The sequence below is a fragment of the Diaminobutyricibacter sp. McL0608 genome (assembly GCF_039613825.1).
Lineage (GTDB): Bacteria > Actinomycetota > Actinomycetes > Actinomycetales > Microbacteriaceae > Diaminobutyricibacter.
The window spans coordinates 2,853,996-2,867,367 of record NZ_CP154826.1 but is presented as its reverse complement, the minus strand read 5'-3'; the positions used below and the strand labels follow the sequence as shown (position 1 = coordinate 2,867,367).

At 67.7% G+C, this 13,372-nt stretch carries 12 protein-coding genes; 8 read left to right on the top strand and 4 right to left on the bottom strand.

The window, feature by feature from the left end; genetic code table 11:
• The first annotated feature begins 127 nt into the window (after nt 1-127).
• On the top strand, nt 128-1,747 hold the full coding sequence (groL, locus tag AAYO93_RS13645) for a chaperonin GroEL (protein WP_345761725.1): 1,620 nt from the start codon (nt 128-130) through the stop codon (nt 1,745-1,747).
• 159 nt (nt 1,748-1,906) lie between these two features.
• Nucleotides 1,907-2,491 carry a hypothetical protein gene (locus AAYO93_RS13640; protein WP_345761724.1) on the top strand — a complete coding sequence of 195 codons (585 nt, stop codon included), beginning with the start codon at nt 1,907-1,909 and terminating at the stop codon, nt 2,489-2,491.
• A 112-nt stretch (nt 2,492-2,603) separates the two neighbouring features.
• On the opposite strand, the gene AAYO93_RS13635 is transcribed toward AAYO93_RS13640, so the two are convergent.
• Both AAYO93_RS13635 and AAYO93_RS13630 read right to left on the bottom strand, forming a co-directional pair.
• Nucleotides 2,604-4,310, bottom strand: coding sequence for a sensor histidine kinase (locus AAYO93_RS13635; RefSeq protein ID WP_345761723.1), 1,707 nt, complete (start codon nt 4,308-4,310; stop codon nt 2,604-2,606).
• Between the two features lie 46 nt (nt 4,311-4,356).
• The gene (locus tag AAYO93_RS13630) at nt 4,357-5,049 is read right to left on the bottom strand and encodes a response regulator transcription factor (protein ID WP_055895214.1); all 693 of its coding nucleotides are present in this window, start codon (nt 5,047-5,049) and stop codon (nt 4,357-4,359) included.
• A gap of 137 nt (nt 5,050-5,186) precedes the next feature.
• Here AAYO93_RS13630 and AAYO93_RS13625 point away from each other — a divergent pair, with 137 nt between their 5' ends.
• The 3 genes from AAYO93_RS13625 to AAYO93_RS13615 are packed head-to-tail and all read left to right on the top strand — an operon-like array spanning nt 5,187 to nt 8,089.
• A complete protein-coding gene (locus AAYO93_RS13625; protein WP_345761722.1) occupies nt 5,187-6,410 on the top strand; it encodes an NAD(P)/FAD-dependent oxidoreductase in 1,224 nt (407 codons plus the stop codon).
• A complete protein-coding gene (gene folP, locus AAYO93_RS13620; protein ID WP_434056636.1) occupies nt 6,382-7,341 on the top strand; it encodes a dihydropteroate synthase in 960 nt (319 codons plus the stop codon). The genes AAYO93_RS13625 and folP overlap by 29 nt, the downstream gene beginning before the upstream one ends.
• Entirely contained in the window at nt 7,334-8,089 is a 756-nt protein-coding gene (locus AAYO93_RS13615; RefSeq protein ID WP_345761720.1) for a pyrimidine reductase family protein, read from the top strand. Before folP ends, AAYO93_RS13615 begins: the two co-directional genes overlap by 8 nt.
• Before the next feature lie 62 nt (nt 8,090-8,151).
• Here the strand turns inward: AAYO93_RS13615 and AAYO93_RS13610 are convergent, their stop codons facing one another.
• Nucleotides 8,152-9,792, bottom strand: a complete 1,641-nt coding sequence (locus AAYO93_RS13610; protein ID WP_345761719.1) for a DNA repair helicase XPB — start codon at nt 9,790-9,792, stop codon at nt 8,152-8,154.
• A 92-nt stretch (nt 9,793-9,884) separates the two neighbouring features.
• On the bottom strand, nt 9,885-10,661 hold the full coding sequence (locus tag AAYO93_RS13605) for an SGNH/GDSL hydrolase family protein (protein ID WP_345761718.1): 777 nt from the start codon (nt 10,659-10,661) through the stop codon (nt 9,885-9,887).
• 134 nt (nt 10,662-10,795) lie between these two features.
• On the opposite strand from AAYO93_RS13605, the gene AAYO93_RS13600 reads away from it, so the two are divergent.
• From AAYO93_RS13600 to AAYO93_RS13590, 3 genes are read left to right on the top strand one after another with little or no spacing between them, the layout of a single operon-like run.
• Nucleotides 10,796-11,470, top strand: coding sequence for a response regulator transcription factor (locus tag AAYO93_RS13600; protein WP_345761717.1), 675 nt, complete (start codon nt 10,796-10,798; stop codon nt 11,468-11,470).
• Complete coding sequence (locus tag AAYO93_RS13595) at nt 11,467-12,888, top strand: HAMP domain-containing sensor histidine kinase (protein WP_345761716.1); 1,422 nt, start codon at nt 11,467-11,469, stop codon at nt 12,886-12,888. The genes AAYO93_RS13600 and AAYO93_RS13595 overlap by 4 nt, the downstream gene beginning before the upstream one ends.
• The gene (locus AAYO93_RS13590) at nt 12,885-13,364 is read left to right on the top strand and encodes a hypothetical protein (protein ID WP_345761715.1); all 480 of its coding nucleotides are present in this window, start codon (nt 12,885-12,887) and stop codon (nt 13,362-13,364) included. The genes AAYO93_RS13595 and AAYO93_RS13590 overlap by 4 nt, the downstream gene beginning before the upstream one ends.
• The last annotated feature ends 8 nt before the right edge of the window (nt 13,365-13,372 follow it).

Sequence of the window (13,372 nt, the reverse complement as noted above, 5' to 3'; positions counted from 1 at the left end):
CACTCGCGGCATCCGAGTGCCAGAATCGTTCTAGCACTCGACGCATTCGAGTGCTAACAATGAACCCGGGCATTCGCCCGGAAGTTCCGTATCTTTCGCAGACGTCCGGGAGGGACGAAAAACAACCATGGCAAAGATCATTGCTTTCAACGAGGACGCGCGCCGCGGCCTCGAGCGTGGCCTGAACATTCTGGCCGACACCGTGAAGGTGACGCTTGGCCCGCGCGGTCGCAACGTCGTGCTCGAGAAGAAGTGGGGCGCTCCCACGATCACCAACGATGGTGTCTCCATCGCCAAGGAGATCGAACTCGACGACCCGTACGAGAAGATCGGTGCCGAGCTCGTCAAAGAGGTCGCGAAGAAGACCGACGACGTCGCAGGTGACGGCACCACCACGGCCACCGTCCTTGCTCAGGCCCTCGTCAAGGAAGGCCTCCGCAACGTCGCCGCCGGCGCAGACCCCATCACCCTGAAGCGCGGCATCGAGAAGGCTGTCGAGGCTGTCACGGCCGAGCTCATCGCCTCTGCCAAAGAGGTCGAGACCAAGGCAGAGATCGCTGCGACCGCGTCCATCTCCGCTGGTGACACCACGATCGGCGAGATCATCGCCGAGGCGATCGACAAGGTCGGCAAAGAAGGCGTCGTCACCGTCGAGGAGTCGAACACTTTCGGCACCGAGCTCGAACTGACCGAGGGCATGCGCTTCGACAAGGGCTTCCTGTCGCAGTACTTCGTGACCGACCCTGACCGTCAGGAGGCCGTGTTCGAAGACCCGTACATCCTGATCGCGAACCAGAAGATCTCGAACATCAAGGACCTTCTGCCTGTCGTCGACAAGGTCATCCAGGCCGGCAAGCAGCTCCTCATCATCGCTGAGGACGTCGACGGCGAGGCTCTGGCCACGCTCGTCGTGAACAAGATCCGCGGCATCTTCAAGTCTGTCGCCGTCAAGGCTCCGGGCTTCGGCGACCGCCGCAAGGCCATGCTGCAGGACATCGCGATCCTGACCGGCGGCCAGGTCATCTCCGAAGAGGTCGGCCTCAAGCTTGAGAACGTCACGCTCGACCTGCTCGGTACGGCCCGCAAGGTCGTCATCACCAAGGACGAGACCACGATCGTCGAAGGCGGCGGAGACCCGGAGCAGATCGCGGGCCGTGTCGCCCAGATCCGCAACGAGATCGAGAACACCGACAGCGACTACGACCGTGAGAAGCTCCAGGAGCGTCTCGCGAAGCTCGCCGGCGGCGTCGCCGTCATCAAGGCGGGTGCCGCGACCGAGGTCGAGCTGAAGGAGCGCAAGCACCGCATCGAAGACGCCGTGCGCAACGCGAAGGCAGCCGTTGAAGAGGGCATCGTCGCCGGTGGTGGCGTCGCACTCATCCAGGCCGGCAAGAACGCGTTCGCGAAGCTCGAGCTGACCGGCGACGAGGCGACCGGTGCGAACATCGTGCGCGTCGCCATCGAGGCTCCGCTGAAGCAGATCGCGATCAACGCAGGCCTCGAGCCCGGCGTCGTCGTCGAGAAGGTCCGCAACCTGCCCGTCGGACACGGCCTCAACGCCGCGACCGGTGAGTACGTCGACATGCTGGCCGCCGGCATCAACGACCCGGTGAAGGTCACCCGCTCCGCGCTGCAGAACGCAGCGTCCATCGCGGGCCTGTTCCTCACCACCGAGGCCGTCGTCGCCGACAAGCCGGAGAAGAACCAGGCTCCGGTCGGCGACCCGACCGGTGGCATGGACTTCTAAGTCCAGCGCAACTCGTGAAGAGGGCGTCTCCTTCGGGAGGCGCCCTCTTTGGTGCGCCCGCCCTTCGTCGAGCACAGGAAAAGTCGCGTCAAGTCGCAACGATAGGGTGATCTTTCCTGTGCTCGACAGGTTTGGGGGCTGAGCGTTTTGGGGGATCATATGCGCACGGGGGCATACACGGGGGTCGCGGGGGTCGTCGTCGCGACTGTCCTGGCGATCGTGCTGAGGGGATGCGCCGCCAGGGCTTCAGAGGAGCCGACCCGAGCGCCGACCTCGGCTGCGACTCCAACGCCGACGAAGGACCTGGCTTTGGCGCTGGACTGCGCCACGCTGGCATCGAACGACGCCGTCTCCTCGCTTCTCGGTGTTGACGCAGGTGCGATCGACGCTGGCATACGCGCAGTCACCGATATCAACCGGACCTTCTCCCAGCTCGAAGCGGCGGGCGGAGGCTCGTGCCTGTGGGGGAGCCCCGAGGCCGCCGATATCGAGAAGCACGGTGCGACGCTGACGATCGAGGTGCTGCCGAACGCTGACGGGGCCTGGACGAAGCTCGCCGAATGGTACCCGTCGACGTCCACTCCCGGCGCGAACTACGGCACCTACCCATCTCGTGGTGGCGACCGCGCCCAGAACTATTGCCACACGGGAAACGACTGGCTGTCCGTGTCGAGCCCGACGGTGAACACCAACGCTGCGGCCGGCACTGTCGCCTTCAGCACATGGGTGCTCGCTCACCACTGATGTGACGACGCTCGAGCACAGGAAAAAGCACCTCAAATCGATCGATTGAGGTGCTTTTTCCTGTGCTCGGCCGCCGCGCCGCGCCTAGGCGCGGGCGCGGGCGCGGGCGCAGCTAGGCGGCGGGCGCGATCGACTGCGGGGCGCTCGGGGAGCCGGCCAGGGGGAGCGCTACGCGGAAGGTTGCGCCGCCGCCCTCGGTCTCGATGACCTCGACGGTACCGTTGTGGGCCGCGACAATCGACGAGACGATCGCGAGCCCGAGGCCGCTTCCGCCGGTCTCCCGGGCGCGGGACGTGTCGGCGCGCCAGAAACGCTGGAAGATCTTCTCGCGGATCTGCGGGGGGATGCCCTCGCCGTGGTCGATCACCTCGAGGATCGCGCGGTCGGTCTGGTGGTTGACCTGCACGAGGATCTCGATCGGGCTGTCGTTCTGCGTGAACCGCATCGCGTTCCCCATGAGGTTGGTGACGACCTGGCGGATCTTGTTCTCCTCGGCCATGACGATCGCCGGATCGCTCGGCGGTTGCGTCGGCACCGAGACGACGGGCTCGGCGATGACCACTGTTCCGCCCGTGCGCCGCGGACGCCGGCTCCGCAGGCGGGCGAGGGTCGCGCCGGCGAAGGCGATCGGTCCGGTGGCCGTGTTCGTGTTCGACTGCGCCCGCGCCAGCGCCCCGGGGGTGATCGCCTCGAACGGTTCGGTCGGAATGTCGTAGGTGGGGAGGATGGGCTCAGGCGTGAGTACCGTGACGACGCGTCCGGGCGAGGACGCCATCGCGTCCAGCGCCGCATCGCGGGCGATCGGAACGAGGTCGACGGGCTTCAGGTCGAGCGGCTTCGTCTCATCGAGACGGGCCAGTTCGAGGAGGTCTTCGACCAGCCCGCCCATCCGGATCGCCTCCTTCTCAATACGATCCATGGCCTGCGCGACCTCTTCGGGACTCTGCAGCGCGCCCATCCGGTAGAGCTCGGCGTAGCCGCGCACGGACACGAGGGGCGTGCGCAGTTCGTGGCTGGCGTCTCCGACGAAGCGGCGCATCTGCTCGATGGTGCGTGCGCGATCGTTGAACGCCCTGTCGATACGGTTCAGCATCGTGTTGAGGGAACGGTTGAGGCGCCCGACCTCGGTGTTGGGGGTCGCGCCGCCGAGGCGCTGGCTGAAGTCGCCGTCGGCGATCGCGGCGGCCGTCTGCTCCACCTCTCGCAAGGGGGCGAAGGTCGTCGTCACGAGCATCCGCGTGAGCCCCGCGCCGACGATCACGACGATCACGCCGAAGCCGAGGAAGATGGCCAGGTAGCTGGCCATGATGGTGTCGATCTGGTGTGTGGATGCGGCGACGATCGCGGTGCCGTAGGCGCCGGCCGGCGACGTGAAGGTCACGAGCGACGCGCTGGCGCGATACAGCGTGTGCTTGTCGCGGCTGTTGAGGTAGAACCCGGCCTGGCTCATGTCCCGGCCCTGGGTGAGGTCGACCTTTGACGGGACGACCGGACGCTCCGCGGTCGGTTCGTTCTTCCAGTTGTAGTCGATCAGGTTGCCGTCGGCGTTGTACAGTGCGACGAAGTAGTCGGATGCGCTGCCGTCGGATGCGATCTTGTCACTGTTGCTGGTGCGCGATGCCAGGTACGAGTTGAGGTTGTTCGGCTGTGATGCCGCGTTCAGCTGCGCGTCGAGCTGCGCCAGCAGCACGGGCTTGAGCATCGCCATCGTGCCGATGCCCGAGACGAGCAGGCCGAGCGTCAGCATCAGGACGGTCACGCCCGTGATCTTGGTACGGAGCGAGATCGCGTTCCATCGATCCAGGAGTGATTCGTGCATGAGGCCGCCAGTTTATGCAGCGAAGCTGGGCCAACAGTGAGTGGGCTTAGACTTTCGCCGCCTTGAGCATGTAGCCGAAGCCTCGCTTGGTCTGGATGAGCGGTTCGCTCGAGTGGGCGTCGACCTTGCGGCGCAGGTAGGAGATGTAGGACTCGACGATGCCTGCGTCGCCGTTGAAGTCGTACTCCCAGACGTGGTCGAGGATCTGCGCCTTGCTCAGCACCCGGTTCGGGTTGAGCATCAGGTAGCGCAGCAGCTTGAACTCGGTGGGGCTGAGCTCGATCGCGGTGTCGCCGACGAACACCTCGTGGGTGTCCTGGTCCATCGTGAGTTCGCCGGCGCGGATGACCGCGTCTTCGTCTGCCTGCATGGTGCGGCGGAGGATCGCCTTGATCCGGGCGACGATCTCGTCGAGGCTGAACGGCTTCGTGACGTAGTCGTCGCCGCCGACGGTCAGGCCGGTGATCTTGTCCTCGGTGTCGTCTTTCGCCGTGAGGAACAGGATGGGGGCCGTGTATCCGGCGCCGCGCAACCGTTTGGTGACGCCGAAACCGTTCATGTCGGGGAGCATGACGTCGAGGATGATGAGGTCGGGCTCCTCTTCGAGGACCGCGGAGATGGCCTGCGCACCGTTGCCGACAGCTCGCACGGCGAAGCCGGCGAAGCGGAGGCTGGTGGTGAGGAGATCGCGGATGTTGGGCTCGTCGTCGACGATGAGAATACGTGGTCCGGCGTTCATGGGAACTAGTATCTGCGCGTTGACTGAGACTTGGCTGTGAGGCCGCGGTGTGCGGTCGGTGGTGGGCGTGTGACAGTCCTTGACGAACCCTCCGGCGGAGCTTAGCTTCGGCACAGGCAGCGATGGAAGGAACCACTATGACGGAGCGCACGATCGTCATCGTCGGAGGTGGTCTCGCAGCCGCGACGGCGGCGACGACTCTTCGCGAGCACGGGTACGACGGGCGCATCGTGCTGGTGGGTGCGGAATCGCACCGTCCGTACATCCGCCCGCCCCTCTCGAAGGAGTATCTGAACGGGGGAGACCGCGACGACGTGTTCGTGCATCCTGCGCAGTGGTACGCGGACAACGCCGTCGATCTGGTGCTCGAGACGGTGGTCAGCGCGCTGGATCCCGGTGCCCGCGAGGTCGTCCTCGAGGATGGGGGCCGCCTGGGCTATGCGAACCTCCTGCTCGCGACCGGGGCGAGCCCGCGCAGGTTCACCGGGCCGGGTTCCGACCTCGACGGTGTGCACGTGCTCCGCACGCTGGACGACAGCGACGCGTTGCGCGACGAGCTGTCGGCGGGAGGCAGGCGCGTCGTGATCGCAGGGTCCAGCTGGATCGGGCTCGAGGTCGCCGCCTCCGCTCGCCAGTACGGCAACGAGGTCACGGTCGTCGGCCACGGCGACATCCCGCTGCAGGGCGCGCTCGGCGCCGAGCTCGGATCGGTCTTCGAGCAGCTCCATCGCGAGCACGGCGTCGCGTTCCGGATGCGGAGCTCGGTGGCGGAGCTCCACGGCTCAGACGGGCGGGTGGCGGAGGTGACGACGGATGCGGGTGACCGGCTGGCAGCGGATGTGGTGGTCACCGGAATCGGCGCGACGCCGAATACCGCTCTCGCGGAGCGGGCCGGACTGGAGCTCGGGAACGGCATCACGACCAGTGCAGCGATGCTGACCAGCGCAGCGGGGATCTTCGCGGCGGGCGATGTCGCCGACCCGTACCTTCCCGCGATCGGTCAGCACCTGCGCAACGAGCACTGGGCGAACGCGATCGCCGGCGGCACGGTCGCCGCCCGGGCGATGCTGGGCGAAGACGCACAGTACGACGACATCCCGTACTTCTACACCGACCAATACGATCTGGGGATGGAGTATTCGGGCTACGCACCGCTCGCACGCGGTGCAGAAATCGTCTACCGCGGTGATCGGGCATCACGTGAGTTCATCTCGTTCTGGGTGCGCGACGGCCGCGTGGTCGCCGGCATGAACGTGAACGTGTGGGATGTCAACGACCAGGTGCAGCGGCTGATCCGGTCGGGTGCGCAGATCGACCGTGCCCGGCTGGCGGATGAGGACGTCCCCCTTGACGCGCTCTGACGGCCTGCCCACCGCATCCACCGGCACCCGCCCGCCGTATCTGCCGCCCCTGCGGATCCCCGTCCGCCGGATCGGCGCGCGCACGTTCGACTTCTCCCGGCAGGTGGCGGTGATGGCGGTAGTGAACCGCACTCCCGACTCGTTCTACGACAGGGGCCGCACCTTCCAGCTCGACGCTGCCGTCTCGGCGTCGTTCGCCGCCGTCGCCGAGGGGGCGGACTGGGTCGACATCGGTGGTGCGCCGTTCGCGCCGGGCGCACCGATCCCGGTCGACGAGGAGGCGGAGCGCGTCGTCCCCGTCATCGCCGAACTGCGGGCGGGATCGGATGTGGTCATCTCGGTCGACACCTTCCATGCGCAGGTCGCCCGTGACGCCATCCGCGCCGGAGCCACGGTCGTCAACGACACGACCGGACTCAGCGACGCGGCGCTGCTCGCGATCGTCGCCGACAGCGAGGCGACGCTCGTCATCACGCACAGCCTCGCAGCTCCCCGCACGCAGTACCCGCGGCCCCATTACGAGGACGTCGCGGTAGATGTCGCGCGTTTCCTGTCCGAGCGGGTGGATCGCGCGATGGCCGCCGGCGTGCCGGAGGAGCGGATCATCGTCGACCCCGGCCACGACCTCAACAAGAACACGCTGCAATCGCTGGAGCTGACGCGGCGCCTGTCCGAGATCGCGGATCTCGGATTTCCCACCCTGGCGGCCGTTTCGAACAAGGACTTCATCGGCGAGACCCTTCAGGCCGACCGTGCGGCGAGACTCGAGGGCTCGATCGCCGCGGCGGTCGTGTCGATCATGAACGGTGCGCGCATCATCCGGATGCATAACGTCGCCGCGTCCGTCGCTGCGGCGAGGATGACCGAGGCGATCCTGGGTCTGTGGACACCACAAGGCCTCCGTCACAACATGGGCGAAGCCAATGAGTGAGGCCTCGATCACGCGGGCGTTCCCGCTGCCTGCGATCGAGGAGCTCAGCGACGAGGACATCACGCGCCTCTACAGCGCGGACGTCGGTCCGCTGCCGTGGGTGCGGGTCAACTTCGTCTCCAGCATCGACGGGGCGGCGACGCACCAGGGGCTCTCCGCGGGACTGTCCGGTGCCGCGGACCACCGCGTCTTCGACCTGCTGCGCCGTCTCTGCGACGTTGTCGTTGTCGGGGCCGGCACCGTTCGCGCAGAAGGGTACGGCGCGATGCGGGTCGACAAGGCGGGAGAACGGGCGCGCGTCGCGGCCGGGCTGGCACCGCATCCGGTCTTCGCCCTCGTCTCGGCCAGCCTCGACCTCGACCCGTCGAGCCCGATCTTCGCGGACGCGCCGGTGCGGCCCATCATCGTGACCACGGAGCTCTCACGCAGCAGCACGCGCGCCGCGCTCGAGGCGGTCGCCGACGTCGTGATCTGCGGACGCGTACGCGTACAGGCGGAAGCTTTGGTGCGGGCGCTGGCCGAACGCGGGCTGGGGCGCATCCACTGCGAAGGCGGCCCGCACCTGTTCGGCGACCTGATCGCGGGGTCGGCGCTCGACGAGCTCTGCCTCACCGTGAGTCCGCGGCTCGAGGCCGGGGAGGCATCCCGCATCGCAGCCGGCGAATCGCCGATCGTGCCGGTCGGCATGAGGCTGGCCCACGTGCTCGTGTCGGGTGACTCGCTCCTGCTCCGCTACGTGCGCGCCTGAGCCCCGAGGGCGCAGGGCCCGAGAGGGGCGCCTCAGGGCCGGTCAACCCGCCCGAGGGCCGGTCAGGCCGCCAGCGAGTGCGCGTCGAGGATCGTGTAGCTGTACCCCTGCTCCGCCAGGAACCTCTGGCGGTTCTGCGCGAAGTCCTGATCGACCGTGTCGCGGGCCACGAGGGTGTAGAAGTTCGCGGACAGCCCCGATTCCTTCGGACGGAGCAGCCGGCCGAGCCGCTGCGCTTCCTCCTGCCGGGAGCCGAACGATCCCGAGACCTGGATGGCCACGGTCGCCTCGGGGAGGTCGACCGAGAAGTTGGCCACCTTGCTGACGACGAGAACGGGCGTGATGCCCTCCCGGAACTCCTGGTACAGGCGTTCGCGTTCATCGATCGGGGTCGCGCCGGTCAGTTTCGGCGCACCCAGCGCATCCGCCAGCTCGTCGATCTGGTCGAGGTACTGGCCGATGACGAGGATGCGCTCGCCGGCGTGCCTGGTCACGAGCCGGCGCACGACGTCGAGCTTGGCCGGGGCGGTCGCGGCGAGACGGTAACGCTCATCATCGGCTGCTGCCGCGTAGGAGAGCCGATCCGACTGGGGGAGGTCGATGCGCACCTCGAAGCACGCCGCGGGCGAGATGAAGCCCTGCGCCTCGATCTCCTTCCACGGCGCGTCGAACCGCTTGGGGCCGATGAGGCTGAAGACGTCGCCCTCGCGGCCGTCTTCGCGCACCAGGGTCGCGGTCAGGCCGAGGCGCCGGCGTGCCTGGAGTTCGGCGGTCAGCTTGAAGACGGGCGCCGGGAGCAGGTGGACCTCGTCGTAGACGACCAGGCCCCAGTCGAGCGCGTCGAGCAGGGCCAGGTGGGCGTATTCGCCTTTCCGCTTGGCGGTGAGGATCTGATAGGTCGCGATCGTGACGGGCCTGATCTCTTTCACCTGGCCGGAGTACTCGCCGATCTCCTCCTTCGTCAGCGTGGTGCGGCGCAGGAGCTCGGAGCGCCACTGACGTGCCGAGACCGTGTTGGTGACGAGGATGAGCGTGGTGGTCTTCGAGGTCGCCATCGCGCCCGCCCCGACCAGTGTCTTGCCCGCACCACAGGGCAGCACGACGACGCCGGAGCCGCCGTCGAAGAAGCTCTCGACCGCCTTGTTCTGGTAGTCGCGGAGGTGCCAGCCTTCTTCGACGAGGTCGATCGGATGGGGGGTTCCCGGGGTGTAGCCCGCGAGGTCCTCGGCCGGCCAGCCGAGCTTCACGAGCTCCTGCTTCAGCTGCCCCCGTGCCCACGCGGCGACAGCGAACGTCGTGTCATCGAGGCGTTCGAGCAGGAGAGGGCTGACCCTCTTCGCTCCGGCGATCTCGGTCAGCACGGCGAGATCCGTCGATCGCAGCACCAGGGTTCCGTCGTCGGCGCGGTCGATGATGAGCCGACCGTACCGGGCGACCGTCTCGCCCATGTCCACGGCGACCGTCTGCGGGATCGGGAACTTCGAATACTTCTCGAGGGTGGCGAGCATGTCGGCGGCGGTGTGGCCCGCCGCGCGCGCGTTCCACAGGCCGAGCCGGGTGATCCGGTAGGTGTGGATGTGCTCGGGGGCGCGCTCGAGTTCCGCGAAGATGGCGAGGTCGTGCCGCGCGTCTTCTGCAGCGGGATGCGCCACCTCGAGGAGAACGGTGCGGTCGCTCTGGACGATCAGTGGGCCGTCGGACATAACGAGCAAGTCTACGCCCGGCGGACGACCGCTTTACGGGATCGGCCGGAAAGCAGCTGGGTGGAGAACCAACGTGAGGCCGCTCATCGACATCAGCAGCCGATGAAGTGCTTGTCCGAGGCCCATCCGGTGTTCGCCCATGCGTGGGGTGCGGCGGGGGAGAACGACGGGTAGACACCCTTGAGCTGCTCCAGGAGCCATTTCGTGAAACTCGCGGCTCCCTGAGGGCAGGTGTGAATGCCGTCGTCGCTGCGGAACCTTTTCCCGTCCACATCCTTGTTGAAAGTCTTCCCCCAGACCTCGTGAGCGTCGAAGAGGTGCGCGTGCCCGTTCGAGCCGTCCACGACCTGGCGGGCAACGTCTGCGGTTCGCGTCAGGTCCTCCATGTGGGGCGCGTAGAAGTCGTCCGGGTGGATCGGGGGCATGGTGACGAAGACCAGGTCTGCGTGCGCGGCGGAGGTCGCTCTCAACAGGCGCTGGTACGCCGCCTCGAGCTCGGCCTGGGTGCCCCAGTCGTAGGTCGTGATCTGGTAGATGACGGTGCTGGGCTTCATATGGGCGAGCCGGTCGTTAAGCATCGTCCAGGTGCTCGCCGACAGCTCGCCGACGACCGTTCCGCCGCCGGCCGCAGCGCTCGAACTGAATTCGACCCGGCTGGCATCGAATGCGAAGGAGAGGGGTAACGCCAAGCCTTCGGCAATCGAGTCTCCGAAGAACAGCACCCGGGAGAGACCGTCCCCGGCGGCGGGGAGCTCCGTCTGTAATTCCGCCGATATCGACGGCTTCGAGTCGGGCGGGCTGGAGCACGCGGTTGTGGTCAGGAGCAGAAGGGTTGTGAGTCCGGCGAGAATCCGGTGTCGTGTGGTCATGGGAATCAGCCTCCCCCGGGGATGTCCCGGCCCGATCGCCCGCATGTCCCGGTCGTGTAGCAACCGGCTGTGATGACGCCGGGTACGCCGCCCCCGGTTGGTGACCGAGTGCGCCGAGTGGTGATACTTGTGTCGTGCCATCACTTCTCCTCGTAGAGGACGACCCTCTGCTCCAGCGGGGCATGCAACTCGCTCTCGAACGGCACGGTCACGATGTCAGGGTCGCCGACGACGGAGAGGGTGGCCTGCGTCTGTTCCGGGAAGACATGCCCGACCTCGTCGTCCTCGATGTGATGTTGCCCGGACTCAGCGGGTTCGAGGTGTGTCGGAGAATCCGCGCGATCGGCGATGTCCCGGTGATCATGGTGACCGCGCGGGGCGACGACTTCGACGTGCTGCAGGGGCTCGCGGCAGGCGCGGACGACTACGTCGTCAAGCCCGTGCAGCCGACCGTGCTGGACGCCCGGATCCGGGCTGTCCTGCGGCGGAGCGACCCGGTGGACGACGGGGTGCGCGCGGTCGGCGAGCTGCAGATCGACACCGCCTCACTCACGGTGACCCTGCGCGGCGAGGTACTTTCGCTGAGCCCGACCGAGCTCCGACTACTACTGACACTGTCCGCGGCACCTGGGCGCGTACTCAGCCGGCAGCAGCTTCTGGAGGAGGTATGGAATCACGACTACCTCGGCGACTCACGCCTCGTCGACAACTGTGTGCAGCGGCTCCGTGCCAAGATCGAGGACGATCCGTCCGCGCCCCGGTTCATCCAGACGGTTCGCGGGTTCGGCTACCGATTCGGAACCGCTTGAGCGGGCGTGTGTGGCTGCGCGGGCTGCGGCCGAGGCTCGTCGTCGCCTTCGTGATCGTCACCGTGGCGGGGGCAGGCCTTGCCTCGTGGGCCAGCGTCGCAGCGGGGAGCGCGGCTCTGGTGGCCTCCAGCGAGCAGCGGCTCGGAGCCGAGTTCGCGGATCGCATCGGTGCCGTCACCCCGCAGCTGAGGTTCCCGCCGGATCAGGCCGCGTTGGACGCACTCCACTCGGCCGTTGGTGACGACAGCCTGGTCGTCTTCGGCGGCCTGGAGTCCGGAGCGGGTGTCACCTCGCGGCTGCTCACACCTGAGCTGCGTCGCGCGGTCGCCGATGGGGATCGCGTCTCGATGCAGCGAGTGGTCACGGACGGCCGGCCATGGCTGCTGTTGGGGACGCCGGTCGCATTGACGTCGCCGGACGGCGCTCGGCGCGCCTCCGGCATCGTTGTGTACGAGGCGCGTGATCTGAGCGATGTGCAGTCGCAGATCGACGGGCTGGTCCGCTCTGCGGGGTTCACCTCCGCGCTGTCGCTCCCGCTCGCAATCGTGCTCGCCCTGCTCGTCGCGCGCAGCGTGCTGCGTCCAGTGCGGGAGCTGCGCGACACCGCCCGCCGTCTCGCCGCCGGCGACCTCGACGCGCGATCGCCCTCCGGTGGAGCGGACGAGGTGGCGGAGCTGACCGCGACGATCAACGAGATGGCCGGCGCGGTGCAGAAGTCGGTCGCGACGACGAACAGGATGGAGGCGGAGGCGAAGCGGTTCGCCGCCGACGTTTCGCACGAGCTTCGCACGCCGCTGAGCACTCTGACCGCGGTGACGGAGGTGCTTGCCGACGCAGCGGACCGCATGGAGCCAGAAGCCCAGGAGTCGGCGCAGCTCGCGATCACAGAGACGCAGCGGCTCGTGACCCTGATGGAGGACCTGATGGAGGTGTCGCGGTTCGACGCGGGGACTGCGCGGGTGCGCGTGGACAATGTGGACCTGGGCGATGCCGTGCGCGCGAGCATTCGCGCCCGCGGGTGGGCGGACCGGGTGGAGGTGGTCGTCGAGGACATCCCGGCGATGCGACTGGATCGGCGCCGACTCGACGTGATCGTCGCGAACCTCGTCGGGAACGCTCTGCGTCACGGTGCCCCGCCCGTGCTGGTCCGCGTCCACGCAGACGACCGGGCCGCGCTCGTTGAGGTGGTCGATCACGGCGACGGTCTGACGGAACACGTGGCCGCTCACGTGTTCGACCGGTTCTACAAGCACGACACCGCGCGAGCGCGCACCCCGGGAAGCGGCCTCGGTCTGGCGCTGGCCAGGGAGAACGCGCGTCTGCACGGCGGGGATGTCATCGTCGGCGCGGCCGAAGAAGCCGGCGCTCGATTCGTGCTCATGCTCCCGCTTCCGCCTCGCGAGGGGCCGGCATCGTGAGACATGTCGCGGCGTCAGCCCTCCTGCTCCTCCTCGCGCTCTCGGGCTGCGCCATCCGGCCCTCGGCCGTAACGGGCGGGGAGGATGCGCCGACGGGGGTCGCTCCGGGTGTCACTCTCTACTTCATCGACGGCCAGGGGACGCTGCAGCCACAGGAGAGGGAGACGGAGAGGCTCGGGACGATAGCCGAGACCGTCTCGCTCCTCCTGACGGGTCCGGGCGAATCCGGACTGCACACGCAGATCGCCCAGACGGACAATACCCAGGTCCAGCTGCTCTCCGAGCAGGGGAGCATCGGACTCAGGCTGCCCCTCGCGGAGCGCGATGTCACGCCGACCGGGATCGATCAAATCGTCTGCACAGCGCTCGCCAGTTACATCCAGGCCGGGGGATCGCGGACCGCGACGGTGCGGCTGGAGTTCACTATCGCGCAGGCGGGTGCGAACGCCCCGAGAAGGTGTCCGGTGCTGCCCTGATCGTCATC